At 36.4% G+C, this 17,193-nt stretch carries 15 protein-coding genes; 7 read left to right on the top strand and 8 right to left on the bottom strand.

From position 1 onward, the window contains the following. Positions 1-42: 42 nt before the first annotated feature. From FFM65_RS05635 to FFM65_RS05625, 3 genes are all read right to left on the bottom strand, one after another. Positions 43-915 carry a DMT family transporter gene (locus FFM65_RS05635; protein ID WP_119318043.1) on the bottom strand — a complete coding sequence of 291 codons (873 nt, stop codon included), beginning with the start codon at positions 913-915 and terminating at the stop codon, positions 43-45. Between the two features lie 156 nt (positions 916-1,071). Further along, complete coding sequence (locus FFM65_RS05630) at positions 1,072-1,845, bottom strand: DNA-processing protein DprA (protein WP_119318042.1); 774 nt, start codon at positions 1,843-1,845, stop codon at positions 1,072-1,074. 91 nt (positions 1,846-1,936) lie between these two features. Further along, a complete protein-coding gene (locus FFM65_RS05625; RefSeq protein WP_119318041.1) occupies positions 1,937-2,857 on the bottom strand; it encodes a DMT family transporter in 921 nt (306 codons plus the stop codon). 247 nt (positions 2,858-3,104) lie between these two features. On the opposite strand from FFM65_RS05625, the gene FFM65_RS05620 reads away from it, so the two are divergent. Together FFM65_RS05620 and FFM65_RS05615 are read left to right on the top strand one after the other, a co-directional pair. Further along, positions 3,105-4,061 carry a LacI family DNA-binding transcriptional regulator gene (locus FFM65_RS05620; protein WP_119318040.1) on the top strand — a complete coding sequence of 319 codons (957 nt, stop codon included), beginning with the start codon at positions 3,105-3,107 and terminating at the stop codon, positions 4,059-4,061. An 81-nt stretch (positions 4,062-4,142) separates the two neighbouring features. Next, on the top strand, positions 4,143-5,543 hold the full coding sequence (locus FFM65_RS05615) for a 6-phospho-beta-glucosidase (RefSeq protein ID WP_119318039.1): 1,401 nt from the start codon (positions 4,143-4,145) through the stop codon (positions 5,541-5,543). 175 nt (positions 5,544-5,718) lie between these two features. Here the strand turns inward: FFM65_RS05615 and FFM65_RS05610 are convergent, their stop codons facing one another. Then, positions 5,719-6,543: an alpha/beta hydrolase gene (locus tag FFM65_RS05610; RefSeq protein ID WP_119318038.1), complete on the bottom strand. Its 825-nt coding sequence runs from the start codon at positions 6,541-6,543 to the stop codon at positions 5,719-5,721. Positions 6,544-6,561: 18 nt separating this feature from the next. After that, on the bottom strand, positions 6,562-8,526 hold the full coding sequence (locus tag FFM65_RS05605; protein ID WP_119318037.1) for a PTS sugar transporter subunit IIABC: 1,965 nt from the start codon (positions 8,524-8,526) through the stop codon (positions 6,562-6,564). Between the two features lie 250 nt (positions 8,527-8,776). Between FFM65_RS05605 and FFM65_RS05600 the strand changes: the two genes are divergently transcribed. From FFM65_RS05600 to FFM65_RS05585, 4 genes are all read left to right on the top strand, one after another. Continuing rightward, positions 8,777-9,604 (top strand): EAL domain-containing protein, encoded by an 828-nt coding sequence (locus tag FFM65_RS05600; protein WP_119318036.1) that lies wholly within the window; start codon positions 8,777-8,779, stop codon positions 9,602-9,604. Continuing rightward, a complete protein-coding gene (locus tag FFM65_RS05595; protein WP_119318035.1) occupies positions 9,591-10,088 on the top strand; it encodes a hypothetical protein in 498 nt (165 codons plus the stop codon). Before FFM65_RS05600 ends, FFM65_RS05595 begins: the two co-directional genes overlap by 14 nt. A gap of 9 nt (positions 10,089-10,097) precedes the next feature. Then, a complete protein-coding gene (locus FFM65_RS05590; protein WP_119318034.1) occupies positions 10,098-11,426 on the top strand; it encodes a glycosyltransferase family 2 protein in 1,329 nt (442 codons plus the stop codon). A gap of 71 nt (positions 11,427-11,497) precedes the next feature. Further along, positions 11,498-12,187, top strand: a complete 690-nt coding sequence (locus tag FFM65_RS05585; RefSeq protein ID WP_119318033.1) for a M57 family metalloprotease — start codon at positions 11,498-11,500, stop codon at positions 12,185-12,187. Positions 12,188-12,216: 29 nt separating this feature from the next. Here FFM65_RS05585 and FFM65_RS05580 read toward each other — a convergent pair whose 3' ends face one another. Then, on the bottom strand, positions 12,217-12,771 hold the full coding sequence (locus FFM65_RS05580) for a TetR/AcrR family transcriptional regulator (RefSeq protein WP_119318032.1): 555 nt from the start codon (positions 12,769-12,771) through the stop codon (positions 12,217-12,219). A gap of 149 nt (positions 12,772-12,920) precedes the next feature. Between FFM65_RS05580 and FFM65_RS05575 the strand changes: the two genes are divergently transcribed. Beyond that, on the top strand, positions 12,921-13,661 hold the full coding sequence (locus FFM65_RS05575) for a sulfite exporter TauE/SafE family protein (RefSeq protein WP_119318031.1): 741 nt from the start codon (positions 12,921-12,923) through the stop codon (positions 13,659-13,661). Between the two features lie 34 nt (positions 13,662-13,695). Here FFM65_RS05575 and FFM65_RS05570 read toward each other — a convergent pair whose 3' ends face one another. Together FFM65_RS05570 and FFM65_RS05565 are read right to left on the bottom strand one after the other, a co-directional pair. Continuing rightward, positions 13,696-15,441: a DUF262 domain-containing protein gene (locus FFM65_RS05570; protein WP_119318030.1), complete on the bottom strand. Its 1,746-nt coding sequence runs from the start codon at positions 15,439-15,441 to the stop codon at positions 13,696-13,698. A 166-nt stretch (positions 15,442-15,607) separates the two neighbouring features. Beyond that, positions 15,608-17,089, bottom strand: a complete 1,482-nt coding sequence (locus FFM65_RS05565; protein ID WP_119318029.1) for an MFS transporter — start codon at positions 17,087-17,089, stop codon at positions 15,608-15,610. Positions 17,090-17,193: the final 104 nt, after the last annotated feature.

Genomic DNA, 17,193 nt, shown 5'->3' with positions numbered 1-17,193 from the left:
TCATCCAATCTTAATGAAAGTATAACATGAATAACTCATCAATCATTCCGCAAATCTAATCGACACAAAAACACTACCTAAAATCAAAACCGATCCAATAACAAAACCAATCGTAATACCCTCACCTAGCAATAACCAACCTAACAAAGTTCCAACAATTGGCTGCAACAAATAAAACAAGCCCGAAACACTGGTACTGACCATCGTTAGACCTTTATTCCACATTACAAAAGCTGCTGCAGTTGAGATTGCTCCCACGTAAAACAAGCAGAGCACAACTTTGGGATTGAAGAAATTGATTGAAGTGAAGTCGGCTACATCGTTAATAACGAACGGTGTCAGACACAACAAAGCTATTGTTGCTGAAATAATAGTAATTTGAAGTGCCGAATAATTAGGGAGCTTTTGGATCATGACCGACATCAACGACCAAGTCAAAGCCGATAAGATTAAGAAAAATACTCCAGTTAAAATGTGTTTACCACTCAAATGGATGCCAACAATCATAATTACACCTAGCGTCGCCATAATCAGTGACATGATCTTGACTTTAGTTAACTTTTCTTTTAATAGTAACCAAGCAAAAATCACCATGAATGTTGGTGTTGAAGAAGTCACGACTGCACCTGTTTGAGCGCTGGAAAACCAAGTTCCAGTCTCTTGTGCCACTAGAGAAACTGCATAGCCAGTCAGTCCGATAGGAATGAACCACTTCAAGTCCTTTACATGAAAATTCCACTTTTCTTTTTTGATGATTGAAAAACCAATCAAAAAGACTATTGCCACGGCATAGCGTAACCAAACTAATTGCAACGGATGAACTTGACTAACGATGACTTTGACCGCGACGAAAGTTCCACCCCAAATACAGGCTGCTACACTAAGTAGAGTTGAACCAACTAACTTATTATTCATAATGCTATTTTCCTTTTTTCACTGGATTTCTCTCACGAATCTCAGTGGGAATTTCTCTAAATATCCTCAAGGAAACCTTTACTAGAATCAGATTATAGCATTTTATTTTGGCAATAGTTCATTTTCAATATTACAGTTATAAGACATTTTGTAAGTTTAATTATTTATTTGATTTTTAAGTATTATTACTTCCCGCTTTTGTTTTAGTGCGTGTTCAATAGTGATATTCGTACCGCTATTTTCATTGGTCTCTAAGACGATAACTTTATCACTCAACCCACTCTGCCACTGGTCTCTTTCAGCTAAGCGAAATGGAGCAACTTTAGTCATTGGTGGATAAGTTGTTAATAATAATCCGCCACTTTCGATGATTTTCTGAGCTAACTCACTATTTTCTGGCGGATAAATTTTTTGAGCTAAGCCATGTGCCAAAACAGCAATCGTTTGACCATGATTTTGTATACAAGTTTTGTGAGCAACCGTGTCACATCCCAATGCCAAACCAGCTACGATAACATGATCTCTTGATACTAAATATTTGGTCAGTCTCTGACCTCGTTTGACAGTAGTTGATTCCGGTTCTCTAGTACCAATTACAGCCGTCAGTTTCGGTTGATTCAAAAGATTTTGATTACCTTTGGCGTAAATTATAGGAGGAAAATTACTCAAATTTAATAAGCGTTGTGGATAATCTATATCTTGGTAATTAATGATAGTTATTCCCAACTCTTGAGCTAAATTCCACTGTTCTTGAGCTTTTTTGGCATATTCATTCCACGATTGCTCAGAAATTTGCTTTGGAAAAGTTTTCCCCTTGTTATTAAGTACTATCATTGGATCGATTCCGGTTGCCAAAAAGTTCAACACTGTAATCGGCCCAACGTAAGATATTTGCAATAAAATTAAAATTAGCTTTGTTAGTGGTGGCATGAGTTTGTCCTTTCTTGATGCTTCTAAAAATAAATTACGCACTAAAAAAGACAAACCCAAATGGATTTGCCTAATATTTTATATTCAATTATTAAATGCTGTTCCCGGCACTGGCAAGTCGTGCTTCCTCATCAGAAGAACCATCGAACTTAACCGATATCCAGACACTAGCTAAAATCATTGCTGAACCGATAACGAAACCGACTGAAATTTGTTCACCGAGCAATAACCAACCTAAGAATGAACCAACGATTGGTTGAATCAAGTAGAACAAACCAGATGAACCGGCACTAACGATTTGTAATCCACGATTCCACATAACATAAGCCACAGCTGTTGAAACCGCACCGATGTAAAGTAGACTTAAGATTACTTTTGGATCAACAAAGTTAATACTTGTAAGTGATTGTAGGTCACTCAAAATAAATGGTGTCAGAGCAACTACCGCTACTACAGTTGACATAATAGTAATTTGTAAAGAACTGTACGTCTTTACTTTCTTGACCAAGACAGACATCAAGGCCCAAGCGATTGAGTCGAGAACTAGGAGCAAAACTCCTAAGATAACATTTGTTCCGGACATCTTTAATCCGACAATCATGACTACCCCTAGGATAGCGATGATAACGGAGAAAATCTTAACTTTGTCTAATTTTTCTTTCAGTATCAACCAACCGAAGATGATCATAAATGCTGGAATAGTTGATGTGATAACTGAACCGGTTTGGGCATTAGACAACCCGGTACCCATTTCCTGGGCAACTAGAGAAATCGTATTTCCGATTATCCCAATCCAAAAAATTAATTTTAAATCAGGCCAATTGATATGCCATTTCTCTCTTTTCATGACTGAATAACCAATCAAGAATACTAAGGCGATTAAGTACTCCAACCAAACTAGTTGAATTGGATGCACCTCATCGACAATAATTTTTACAACTACGAACATTGCTCCCCAAATAATTGAAGCAATGGTTAAAAAGACGGATCCGAGAATCCTTTTGGACTTCATGAGTAATATTTCCCTTCGCTTTGATTTCATTTGAATTCATTGCTACGCTATTCTCTCGAATAACCGAAATATTACTGCTGTCAATTAACGATAAATATTCACCTTCCTTATGGTTAACGACATCAGTATAACAATGAGAAATAATAAAACAACCGCTCTGACAGAGTAAACGTTTTCAATGTATGATTTACTCAAAAAGTCCATTATTATTTATGTAATAACAAAAATATTAGAAAGGAGTTATTAAATGACAACTATTTATGATCTAGCTAAAAAAACTGGTATTTCAAAATCGACTATCTCTCGCGTTGTCAGTGGCAATGGCTACGTCAGCGAAGAAAAAAGAAAAATTATTTTGAACGCCATGCACGAATTAAATTACATCCCTAATCAAGTTGCCAAAAACTTACGACAGAAACACACAAAGACGATTGGATTTTTAGTCAGTGATTACTTCCCCCTAGTCGGAGATTTTATCAATTCTTTTACCAAAATTGCAGCTAAGTATGGTTATAACGTTAACGTCTACTTCACCCAAAATGCTAAAAACGAATTGAAAACTTTAAGTCTTTTAACAACTAGAGCTTTAGATGCAGTCTTCATTTTGACGAGAATCAATTCTTGGGACACGATTAGTTCATACGCTGACTTCGGACCAATTTCAACATGGCAACGAGTCGAACATGATCATATTTATTCCAATTACATCGACCACTATCCTATCTATACCGCTGTTTTAAAACATTTAGATGATCTAGGATATAAAAACGTGGGACATGTTTTATCCAGCTTACGTAACGCCAATACGCGAGCTCGAGTCAAAGCTATCGACGACTTCAAATTAAAGCATCCTGATAGCAATCAAGACTATCAAATTTTTTATCATGGACAACACGGTGCTGGTATCGATGCCGCTAACAAGTGGTTGCACGCCAAAAAGCGTCCCGAAGCAATGGTTTTCTTCGCTGATTTTGTAGCTGCTGAATTCATAACGACGTTACGAAAGCACAATATTCGTGTTCCTGAAGATTGTTTAGTCGTTGGTAGTGACAATAGTGAAATTGCCAAATTAATGAACATGCCCACAATCGATTTGTGCTTTAGAAACCAGGCACACAACGCTTTTATTTATCTTTACAATGAATTAAACGACCAACAATTGTCCTTCGAAAAACAAACTCCTAAATTAATCGATGCTGACTAGAAAAAAGTGCTTGCTATGGGATTAATCCCACAATGTATGCTCTAATTGTAGAAAAATTCATAACAATTGGAGGAAGAAAACATGTCACGTAACGCACTCAAAATGGTCACTATCGGTGGAGGTTCTAGCTACACTCCCGAATTAATCGAGGGTTATATCAAACGTCAAGATCAATTACCTATCAAAGAAATTTGGTTAGTTGATATTCCTGAAGGCGAAAAGAAACTCAATATCGTGGGTAACATGGCTAAAAGAATGGTCAAAGCTGCTGGACTTGATTGGGAGGTTCATCTAACTTTGAACCGTCGGGAAGCTTTGAAAGATGCTGATTTTGTTTCGACCCAATTTAGAGTGGGACTACTAGAAGCCCGTGTCAAAGACGAAAGAATTCCTGGTAGCTACGGTCTATTAGGTCAAGAGACTAACGGTGCCGGTGGAATCTTCAAAGCCTTTCGAACTGTTCCAGTAATTTTAGATATCGTTAAAGATATGAAAGAACTTTGTCCTAACGCTTGGTTGATCAACTTCACCAACCCTAGTGGAATGATCACTGAAGCCATCCAACAATATGGCAAGTGGGACAAAGTCATCGGTCTTTGTAACGTTCCCGTAATGGCTATGATGAATGAGCCAGCTACAATTGGTAAGGAATTAAAAGACTTAACTTACAAATTTGCCGGAATTGATCACTTCCATTGGCACAGAGTCTGGGACAACTCCGGTAAAGAAGTAACGATGGATATTATCAACAAAATGTATGACGGTTCGGAAACTGGTCTACCTAAGAATATCTTCGATGTAAAATTTTTCCGTGAACAACTCAATCAAATGAAGATGATTCCATGTGGTTACCATCGCTATTACTATCGTCAAACAGAAATGCTCAATCACAGTCTCGAAGAATTCAACCAAAATAAGACTCGTGCTCAAGAAGTCATGCGTATCGAACACGAATTATTCACTCTCTATCAAGACCCAAATCTCGACCACAAGCCAAAGCAATTAGCTGAACGTGGTGGAGCTCATTATTCAGACGCTGCCTGTGAAGCTATCGCCTCAATTTATGGTGACAAGAAAACTCACATGGTCGTTTCCACTTTGAACCGCGGCGCCTTACCAGACTTGCCATCTGATCATACGGTTGAAGTTTCTTCGATTATCACCGCTTCTGGTGCTTTACCACTGACATTCGGTCATTTCCAACCTGCCGAACGTGGCTGGATCCAATTGATGAAAAACATGGAACTAGTTATCGATGAAGCAGCCGTAACTGGTGATTATGGTCTAGCTCTACAAGCCTTTATTATGAATCCATTGATTCCTAGTGGCCAAGCTGCTAAAGACTTGCTGGATGAAATGCTCGTCGCTAACAAGAAATATTTGCCACAATTTGCTGACAAGATCAAAGAACTTGAAGACCAAGGCGTAACCGTCCACGACCAAGTTGCTGCTACAATCGACGAACATATCGGACAAATTTAGAAAAGGGTCTTGACCTGGGACCCATCCCACATTCTATTATATAGTCGTACCAAAGAAGAGCCACTGAACCTTAGTTGAAAAGACGGGCTATCGTGGCTATAAGAAGATACCTCATTTATTTGTTTGTTACTAAGCAAAAATCCCAACTCTCATCAATTTGAGAATTGGGATTTTTTCATCTGAGTAACTTCATCATTTGAAGCCAATTTAGAGCTAATTCAATCCATTTAGAGGTCCAAGCATTTAAATACTTATCCTTACCCGGTTTTTGTGTGACATATGTACCAAAAACTAATCCATGAATACCGGAGCCAAACATGTGATACTCAGCTTCTAATCCTAGTTGAGTCATTCTTTCAACATAAGTCAAAGAGTTAATAACGTTAACTAGTTCATCAGTTCTCGTTTGCCAAACAAAGGCTGGTTTAGAATTTTTATTCAACAAGTCTTGAGCTTTCCAAAAGGTTGGATCAGTACTTATCTCATGCAAAATCTTATCATCATCTGGAAAGCTACCTTTGATAGTCAAATCAATTGCAGGATAACCTAAAATTATTCCAGCATGTTCGCCAGTCAAATGATCAATTTGATATTTTTGACGGAGCTTTGGATCAGTTCCAATTCCGTTATAAGTTGCTACTAAATTACCGCCTGCGGAAAATCCAGCTAAGATGATGCGCTTTTTATCAATATGTCGTGAAGCTGGTTGCTTGTTGATCCAATCAATCGTCTTAGCTAGTTCTTGTAACGCTGTTGGATAGACTGTTTCTTGGTCAATCAGTTTGTACTCTAAGACTACAGCGTGCATCCCAAAAAAATTGAAACGTAACGCTACTGGTTCTTCTTCACGTGCCGAATGAAAGGTAAATCCTCCACCCGGACAAATTACTACGATTGGATAATCGACTGTTTGGTTGAAATCTTCTACTTGATCAAGCCAATAACTCTTAACGATAAAATCATGATTGGAGACTTCAAGATTGTATTTCTTTGCTTCCATATCTTATAATCTCCCTTACTATGCCACTTCGACGTTTTCTACGTTCATTGGGTCATTTCTTTTTGCCAACATTTTATCAGTATAGCCAAATAGATAGACAAGTACAATGGAAATTAGCAATGTTGCGTAGTGTGAAATCAAATAACCATAGAAATTACTGCCGATACCAACTCCTGGTGTGATAAAGGCTGGGAATCCAATCAAAGCACCTGATAAAGCATAATTATCAACTCTCAAGAATCCGGTCAAAGCACCACCAATGGCACTGGCGATACTGGCAACAACGAAAACTCTCTTATATTTCAAGTTAACACCGTAAAGTGCTGGCTCTGTAACGCCACAAAAGGCTGAAACAGCTGCTGCTAAAGACATTTCCTTCAATTTCTTGTTCTTAGTCTTCAAGAAAACTGCTAGAACGGCACCACCTTGAGCAACCATCGTTATGGAAAGAATTGAATTGATGTAACTGTGGCCATTAGTAGCGATATCGTTGATAACAATTGGAATCAGACCCCAGTGAAGTCCGAAGATGACCATTGTTTGATAAAGTCCACCAAGAATCAAACCGGATAATGCTGGACTAAAGTTATAAATTGAAACTAAACCTGCAGACAAACCTTTACTGATAATAGTAACGATTGGTCCCACGCCGATAAAGATTATCAAGCTCAAAATCAAAGCTTCCAAAATTGGTACAAAGACACTTCTTAAATAGGTTGGAATTATTTTCTTTAAAAATTTTTCGACATATTTACCTAACCAAGCAGCTACAATAATTGGAAAGACCGAGGAAACATATGATACTAAGGTCGTTGGTATACCTAAGAAATTAGTGCTGGCAGTACTAGCTTTGCTTGCTAAAGTAACAATTTGTGGATAAATCAAAATTCCACCAACAATTCCTAACACAATTGGGTCGGAACCCAACTTTTTAGCTGCTGTAAATCCTAAAACGACTGGCAAGAAGTAAAATGTTGCGTCTCCAACCGCATTTAAAATTACGTAAGTACCACTAGTTGTTGATAAAATTTTAAAACCTGTCAGAGCTGCTAAAATCCCCTTCAAAATACCTGAACCTGCTAAGATACCAATAATTGGAATCATTGAGGCAGTCAAAACACCAATAAAATTATTTACACCTTGTTTTACATTTGGCCAAACCCCGTGTACCTTTTTAGCATCCTTAGTCGTCTGCGCCACAGCCTCAGCGGTAGCAGCATCGTTGGTAAAACCTGGTCCAATCTGCTTAATGACAGCATCATAAACGTCTGTGACTGCTTGCCCAATGACAACTTGATATTGTCCACCAGCTTTGGCAACCGTGATAACACCATCGAGATTTTCGATAACTGACGTGTTAGCCTTAGTGTCATCTTTCAAATAGAAGCGTAATCGAGTAATACAATGGATCAAACTATCAATATTCTCCACTCCACCAACGTTTTTAATGATTTCTGTGGCTAATTGATCATATTTGTTGCCTGATTTAGTGGCAGTTTGATTCTCGGTTTCTTTAACATTCATTACAGCAACAATTTGACCACCTTTTACTTCTGGTGTTTCTGTAATCATCAAATCATTTAAAATATCATTACTATTAGTTACTGCCAAAATCACTGTGGTACTTTTACCGGCATCTTGAATCATTTTCAGATTCATCTTTACGACTGGTTGACCACTAGTTACTGTATCACCTTGTTTGATTGAAACTTCAAAAGGTGCGCCTTTCAATTCCACGGTATCGATACCTAAATGTACTAAGACATCTACTCCATCATTGGTCTTGATACCAAAAGCATGTTTAGTGTCGGAAACCAAAGTTACTGTTCCTGATACTGGTGCGACAATATCTGAAGAATTAGGTTCAATCGCAAATCCTTGTCCCATTAATCCTTGTGAAAAGACTGGATCAGGTACTTCTGACAGCATTAGAAGTTTCCCACTGGCTGGTGCTGTGATAGAAATCAGTGCTTGCTTGTCCATAACGTTCATCCCTTTTTTGAAATAACTGCTTTGTTTACGCTTACATTATATGTTCAAACATGTTGCTCGTCAATATTTATTCGAATAAATTTATATTTAAATACTTTTTACGACAATGCTGATTGAATAATTGCCATTAAACATTTATTCCAATTAAAATACCAATCATTTTTTCACAATAAATGAATACGACTTTTATTATCATCATGGTTTATAATTAGATTTATAAAATTACATGCAGGTGTATATGATGAGTTTTTTTCAATTTGAATTAACCTTACTGTGGCTAGTTATCGCGACTATTATTGTCTTCGGTATAACGATAGCCATTTTTTATTGGCGGTCTCGAAAAACCAATAATAATTATCTAGAAAATAAGAATTTCCATTTACGCTACTTTATCCAACGTCAAGTCGACTATCATGACAAAACAGTCGGTTATGAGTGTCTATTGCGACAACAGCAACCAAATGACTCTTGGACTTTACCAAAAAAATTAGATTCTTTACCGTTACAACGTGTGGTTTTCTTATTAGAAGATACTTTCAAAGCTTTGCCAACTGAGCCTTACGTTCTTTCGATCAATTTAGAATACAATCAAATCATCAGCCGTGATTTTCAATACTTCGTTCGCTGGGCCATTTCAAAAATCGAACCGATGAAATTGTCAATTGAGTTTTCCCCGGGAAACATCAAAAAGTTTCACAAGAAACATCTTTTCGAAAAACGTATTCGTGAGGCTAGAAATTACAATATGCAATTCAGTATCGACAACGTTGGTTCAGAAATGGCTAATCTGAAAGCAATCGAGTGGATGCTACCTTTTGTCGACAATATCAAATGTTCAATGCGGCGTTTTCGCAAAGACGATCCTAGTATTTGGCTTGATCTCAATTTACAATCTTGGAATCGTATTTCCAAAGAACATAATATTAATCTGGTTTTGATGGGAATTGAAAACGAAAAAGATGAAGCTTTGGCCGAACAATTAAATATCCCTACTCGTCAAGGCTATCTCTTTGGTCATCCTGTAAATCCTATCAAATCTAAACAGGAAGAAGAAAATGAAAGAAGATAAACAGCAACTTTATACGGATAAATTTTTTGAATCAGGTCACTGGCTATTAAAGATTCGTCAAGTATTGATTGCCACCATTGGCTGGTTAGCAGTCATCATTCCAATCGTTATAACGGTGTTAGCCTTTTGGGCCAGCTTTGACTCACGCGTACCACATTTATGGTCTTATCACGAAGGAATTTACGAAATCAAGTTTATTGGCGTTATTTTGATTTTTGCCTGGGTCATGACCTTAATCTTTGCCATCAGTATGACTATCATTCAAAACCGCAAACGTGATCGAATCGTTGAACAATGGCCGACCTTTAATCCTATCAATCAAAAGGAACGCAAGAAAACCATTGATGATTTTATCGATAAACGTTTTGGTCCCAAAGAATTTCGTGAACATGTCAAAAATTACACCGTCAAACCAGAACAAAATTTAGAGACTCATCAAATCCAAAAACTTTATGCCAAAAAGAATCTCGATGACGTCGACTAAGGGGATTTTATGAAAAATATATTTATTGACCATATTGCTGGTTCTACTACATTGGGTACAGTCATCAATATTTGTCTGTTGATTCTTTGCTTATATCCTATCATTGGTTCATTTTTCTGGTTCAGTGGTGCGTTATGCTATCGTTTTCTAAAGAAGAACAAATATGACGATAACTGGGAAGAAATCCCACCTGATAAACAACCGATGATCACTATTATGATACCAGCTCACAACGAAGAAGTGGTCATAGAAGAAACCATTACTTACCTATTTAATAATTTAAATTACCAAAATTTCGAAGTCTTAGTTACTAACGATGGCTCAACCGACAAAACTCAAGAAATCCTTGAACGTTTGCAACTGACTTACCCTAGGTTGCGAGTAATCAATATTGTAAAAAATAAAGGTAAAGCTCACGCCTTCAATATTGGTATGCACTTTGCTAAAGGCGAATACATTTTAAGTAACGATGCTGATACGATTCCCGAACCCGATGCCTTGATGAAATACATGAATTTCTTTATCCACAATCGTGATATGAACACTTCCGCCGTCACTGCCAATATGGATGTACAAAATCGCAGTACAATGCTTGGTAAATCACAAACAGTCGAATTTTCCAGTATCGTTGGAACTATTAAGCGTAGTCAAACTTCTATCAATGATTCGATGTACGCCTACAGTGGTGCAAATACTTTGTATAAGAAAGATTTCTTGATCGACGTTGGCGGCTTTCGACAAGACCGAGCGACTGAAGATATCAGTATTGCTTGGGATCATCAAACGATTGGAGCGGTACCGAGATTTGCGCCCAATATCGTCTTTCACATGAATGTACCAGAATCAATTTCTCAACTATATAAGCAACGTAAACGTTGGGCTCAGGGTGGTACCGAGGTTTGGTTGACTAATTTAAAGAAATTCCTCTTTCATCCAATCAAACGTCGTTATCAAATGTCGATGTTTATTGATTCGACACTTTCAATCATTTGGTCATTCTTCTTCATTATTACATCCGTTATATTCATCATAACGATACTTTGGCTTTTACTTCATGGAGATTTCGAACGAGTCTTCCACGCTTTTGTAATTTCATTTATCTTTGTTACTTTTGAGTTGATTGCCGGTTGTTTCCAATTATTCACAGCTCTGTTACTTGACCATCGTGGTGCCAAACTCAAATATGCCTTCTTTGCTCCTTTATACATGTTATTTTACTGGATAATTAATCCAATTACTGTTGTAATGACTTTCATTCCCGCCGTTAAAACGATTCTAGGATTTGGTTCGGGTACTTGGACTAGTCCTAAACGTAGTTCTTTACAGGACAATAAGTAAGCTAATAGTGGACTTTTGATAGCTAAAAAACTATTATAAGAAGACACAGAACCAATTTTTAAGGAGAAACAATGAGGAAAAATTCATGGATCGCTTGGTTGGTTGTTTTAGCTGGCATATTTGCTGTCGTTCAAATCAAGCCCCAGATTGTTCCACAAGTCAAAAGTGAGCTTCAATCAGCGAACAATCAAATTCAACCATACGTTTATTTAATCAAAGCTAACATCAAGAAAAAATTATCTGGTCAAAGGGAAACCACTACTGAAAAACAAGTTGGCAAAGCTACCACTCCTACTGAAGAACCACTTCAAGGAATGACAACTTCTAAGACTTACTACTATCATTTCAAGGACAACGTTCCTCAGTCAGCACGACAAGTATTTGAATACGCTGTTGAACAATACAACAAAACTGGTATCGTCAACCTGATTCCTGGTAAAGCAGATTCAGACCAAAATAGCGTGACTTTCTTCATTTACCACAAGAAGATTGAAAACGTCATGTCTAGTTCAGTTGAATTAGGAAATGGTGGCCCTTCTGCCTTACAATTAAATGACTATGCTATTAATACTAGTCAAGCGGGGCTAAATATGACCTATCCAACTTTGTCGGTCAAAAAGTCAGTTGCTATGCATGAATTAGGTCATGCTCTAGGTTTAGCTCATAGTTCTTATACTAATTCAGTCATGTATCCAGTTGATCAGGGTGTTTATCAGTTATCCGAAGCTGATTTAAATGGACTCAAAAATATCTATAAATAGTAAAAAACCACCCGCTGGGGTGGTTTTTTTTAATAATTTTCTAACACAATATTCAGCATTTGATCAAAACTGTCCCGATGAGAAATCAATTTATTATTGAAACGACCATTGCCAACGTGAATAATTTCTCCATCAATTAAGTTGCGTAACATTCTGGCCAAGACTAATTGCTTCTTTTCATCTGACTCAATCGGATTCAACAATTTCAACATAATTCCGTGAACCATCAAAGAATTTTTATCCAATTCTTCGTTATTAATTTTCCCTGAGGGAATACTCAAAATTTGTTGAGTAACTGGATATTTGCTCAAAGCATATTGCACACTAACATTGCAAAAGGCCTTTACGGCTTGTTTACCAGATAATCCTAGTAAATCCACTTGTAGTCTTGTAGCTAAATCTTGATAAAACGCTATAGCAACTGCAACTTTTACGGCTAATACGTCAGGATAATAGTTATAAATTGCCTGTGATCTAGTTCCTAATCTTTTACTCAGATTGGTAAAAGTTAAATTTTCTTGATCATTGATCAAATCAATTGCTGTAGCGATTATTTTTTCTTTAGACAGAGTTCTTGATGTCAAAAATTGACCCTCCCACTTGAAAATTACATGTTGTAATTATATATTACTAGTTGTAATATTCTTTTACATATTGATTACTTAAATATAAGTTTAACTACAAATACATTTGTAAACAAGTAATACATTATTCAAAAGGAGGATTCTACTATATGTCTTTTATTCTCTTAATTATTTTGGGTATCGTCATTGGAACCATCGTTATAGCACTAGGTGGTGGTGGAGCTGCCTTTTATTTAGGCGTCTTAACAGCTTTTTTTAATTTAGCTCCTGCTTCTGCGGCCGCTACATCAATCGTTACTGCTCTACCATCGCTAGTAATTGGGACTATTATTTATATCAAACAAGGTCGGGTTAATTTTCATTATGGAAACCAAATGTTGATATCAGCTCTCCCTGCTGTCATCGTCGGAGCCCTAGTCGCACCGTTTATTCCACAAATAATTTATACTTGGTTGATTGCTATTATTTTGACTGTACTAGGAATTCAAATAATCGTTAAACAAAGAAGTACTTCCACTAACAAAAAAGCTCATGGTAAATTTGCAGCGGCAATGTACGGCGTTCTCAGCGGCTTAATGGTTGGAATCGCTGGCTTAAGTGGTGGTGGACCAATTCTAGCTGGCCTATTGATTTTAGGCTTAGATACTTTCAACGCTACTGCCACTTCTTCATACGTTTTAGTGGGAATGAGTTTCTTAGGTTCTATCATGCATATGACTAATGGAAGTATCTACTGGCAGGCCGGTATTCCTTTAATAATTGGTGCCATTATTGGAGCTTTCATTGCACCGTTGTTAGTCAATAAATTAGCCAAAAGTAAGCGAGCTTATTTGGTTCAATATTTTATTGCTGTTTTACTGATTTTCATGGGAATTAAAACTCTATTTTAAAAAAAGCCTGTAGATTTCTCTACAGACTTATGAATTACCAAATTACTGTTGCATCATCAGCAAAGTCATTTTGGCGTTTAACAATATTTTCTTTTGTCCACTTGCCTGAATTCAATACTTGAGCAAGTTTTTTATTTCCTAAAAGTTTTGACTTAGTTAACTTTTCAGCCAACTCAGCTTCATTTTTGAATTCATTTTTACTCAAACTCTTTTCAATCAAGACCCAATTACCAATGAATTCGCGATGGTCACCGAGTTCTGGATCTAAACTGATTTGAACCAGACGATAGTCATCATCATTGAAGACACTACTATAATAACCGTCTTCGAAATCCCCATATTCGGTTCCATATAGTTCTGATAAGAGGTAGACCAACGTCCACTTTTTTGCACCACGTTGACCCCCAGACTTTTTCAGTACTGTGAAACTAGCCTTAGTAGCTTCTGATGATGGCAAAAGCTTTTTGTTGAGTTCTAAATTAATATCTTCAATATTCTTTAATTCCAAATTCCAAATCTTACGAGCAATATCTGAGAAACCAGTTTCCAATTTATTTGTACCATCATTAATAATTGTACGATGACGAATGAATACTGAAGTTATCTTCGTAATTACTTTCAACATTCCATCTTGACTGTAATTGTTGTAATACATCGCCATAACAATTGGATAATACAATTTAACGTTCAAACGATTTAGAATATCGATGCCCTGAATCACTTGCTTATTTTCAAAGAAATCGTAGTGAGCCTTAGGACTAGTTGGTGATTCCAAAACGGTGTATAAATCAACTAACTTATCTAAATCATTCAAGAAAATTTGTGCTTCGTTGAGACTATTAACCTCTGCGCTAACTTCACGATAAAGCTTTGATTCAGGTACGATACGTTTTTTCGAAGCCCAGTAAGTTCTAATAAAACGAGTGATACGATTGCTGTTATTACCTAGTTTTTCAGTCAATTTATTCCATTTTTCGTTACCTTCTTGAATATCTTCACCCATCAATGACATCAGATGATTCTTGATAATATCAGATGCCATTAAATCTTTACCACGACTATTCAAAGTCTCAAAAATAGTGAAAGCATCTTTTCTACTAGGTGCAGAAATCATAACGATATAAAAATTACTGAAAAATGACTCAAAAATCAATTGCAACTTGGCAATTCTTTCATTCAATTGTTTGTACTGCTTCAAATAAGAATTGATCCATTGAGTAATGTCCTTATAAGCGTGTTGCATGTTTTTCTTAGGTTCGGAATTAGTCTTTTCGTCACGAACTTTGATATCAGAATGTGTCAAAGCAAAGAAAAATGTTTGGACATTTTGTTCTTGATCCTTAGAATTTTGTTGAACCATTAAGGATGATTCCTCACCGTTCGTACCACGAATAGTTTTGTTTACTTCACGTTTGATATCGCGTAAAGTATCACCAAGTTCTAAACTTGATTCATCTTGAGAACCCTTGAAATTATCATTGTACATTTTTTCAGCAATATCACGGATAGCTGCCATAAAAATCGTGCTAGTCGTCAAACGCTGTTGTCCATCGATTATTTCTTGACTACCAGATTCATTTTTATAAGTTACAATTTGACCAAAGAAGTGACTATTTCGTTTATCCTCAACCAAATCTAATAGATCTTCCCAAAAATCAACGATTTCACTATTTTGCCAAGCATAATTTCTTTGATAAAGTGGCACTACAAAATTATTATTTTGAAATAATTCCCCAATTCTAAATCTTGATGGTATTGGTATATCGACTAATGTACTCATGATAATTACTTTCCCCTTAGATATTTAATTTATAAAAAGTTACATATATTTACTATAACGATAAACAAATTAACGATCAATATTATTATTGAATAAAGGATTATTTCTGTAATTTATGATACCGAACCTATAAAAAAAGCAATCTCACCCAACAGTGAAATTGCTTTTAATTTACTTTAACTTGATGTTTCTTGACAGCTTCTCTTCTAAATAAGTAACCCAAAATGATAATAACTAAAATAATCAAAATAAGTGCTGTCAGCATAATATTATGAATTCCATGAAAGAAAATATTCTTCATTTCAGGAATATACGCTTTAGGCAATTCTTTAGCAACCGCAGCGTTACTCAATTTATTCATCATAGCCATCGTTATGTGACCGCTACTCTCTCTGACACCTTTGATTAAGGCAAGATTCAAGATAACTCCATAAATCGATGACATGAAAGTTTGACTCAAAATTCTAACTAAGTAAGCAAATGATGTCGAAATTGGAACATCTCGGCTTTCAACATCAAATTGTACGGCAATCAACAAAGCATTGAAACAAATTCCGACACCGAAGCCTTCGAATACACCCATGATCAATAAGAATGTATAACTGGCGGTTTGACTAGCCCAGTACAATCCAGCAAAAGAAATGAAAAATGAAGCTGTTCCGATGGCAATAATTGCGTAACGACTCATCTTTCTTTGAATCAATGGTTCTAATTCTGAACCGACAAAATTAGCAATTGCTCCGGGAATCTGTGTCATTCCTCCAATCAAAGCACTAAGACCCATAATTCCTTGTGCCCACATTGGAATATAAATATTGAAGGCCACAAATGATCCCCACAATAAGGCAAACAAAATCAAATCAATTACTAACTTTTCATTTTTAAACAAACGATTAGGAACAATTGGATCCTCGACTTTATTCTCAACTCGTGACATCCAATAAATCAATAACGCTCCAATAACGATGAATGCTAACACAGCATAAATGGAAGAGACTCCTAACAATTGAATTCCTATCAAAAATGATGTTAAACCGAGTACCATCAAAATAGCACCACGGTAATCGACTTTAGCTTGATTCAATTGTTCTTTGATCTTGAAGAAGATAGATACGATTGTGATTGATAACAAAGCCAAAGGCAAATTAATATAAAAGACCCAGTGCCAACTGAATGTATCTACGATCCAACCACCAATCAAAGGTCCGACAATTGAGGTACCACTGAATCCGGCTGAAGCAATTCCGATAACTTGTGAACGGCGTTTGATATTCTTAAATATTTGCGAATAAATAATGAAGGGAATCGTGTTCATTCCGCCAGCACCAATTCCCATGACACATCTAGCAGTAATGAACCAAATAATATTGGGAGCTAATCCTTGAAACAAAGCCCCAATCATGAAAACAATCGTTGCAGTAATATAGGCAACTTTATTACCCTTCTTTTCGCCAAACTTACTCCATAACGGTGTTGAAACGGCCATCCCTAATAGAAAAATAGCAACGATCCACCCCATATATTGAATCCCATGCAAATCACTAATAATGGCTGGCAAAGCGGTATTAATAATCGTTGCATCTAGTCCCGCCATCATATTGGATAAAACTAATGCAAAAGTAACTAAGATTTTGCGATTCCTACTCATACCCCTACTTCTTTCCTATAATAATTTCAAAAAATAAAAAATAAGACCTACACAATGTGCAATGTCTTACTCTTTAGTAACTTTCATTTACTGAAAAAGCTTCT

Source organism: Companilactobacillus formosensis (genome assembly GCF_005405305.1).
Classification (GTDB): domain Bacteria; phylum Bacillota; class Bacilli; order Lactobacillales; family Lactobacillaceae; genus Companilactobacillus; species Companilactobacillus formosensis.
The sequence above is the reverse complement of the archived record's forward strand: the minus strand, read 5'-3'. Positions and strand labels throughout refer to the sequence as shown.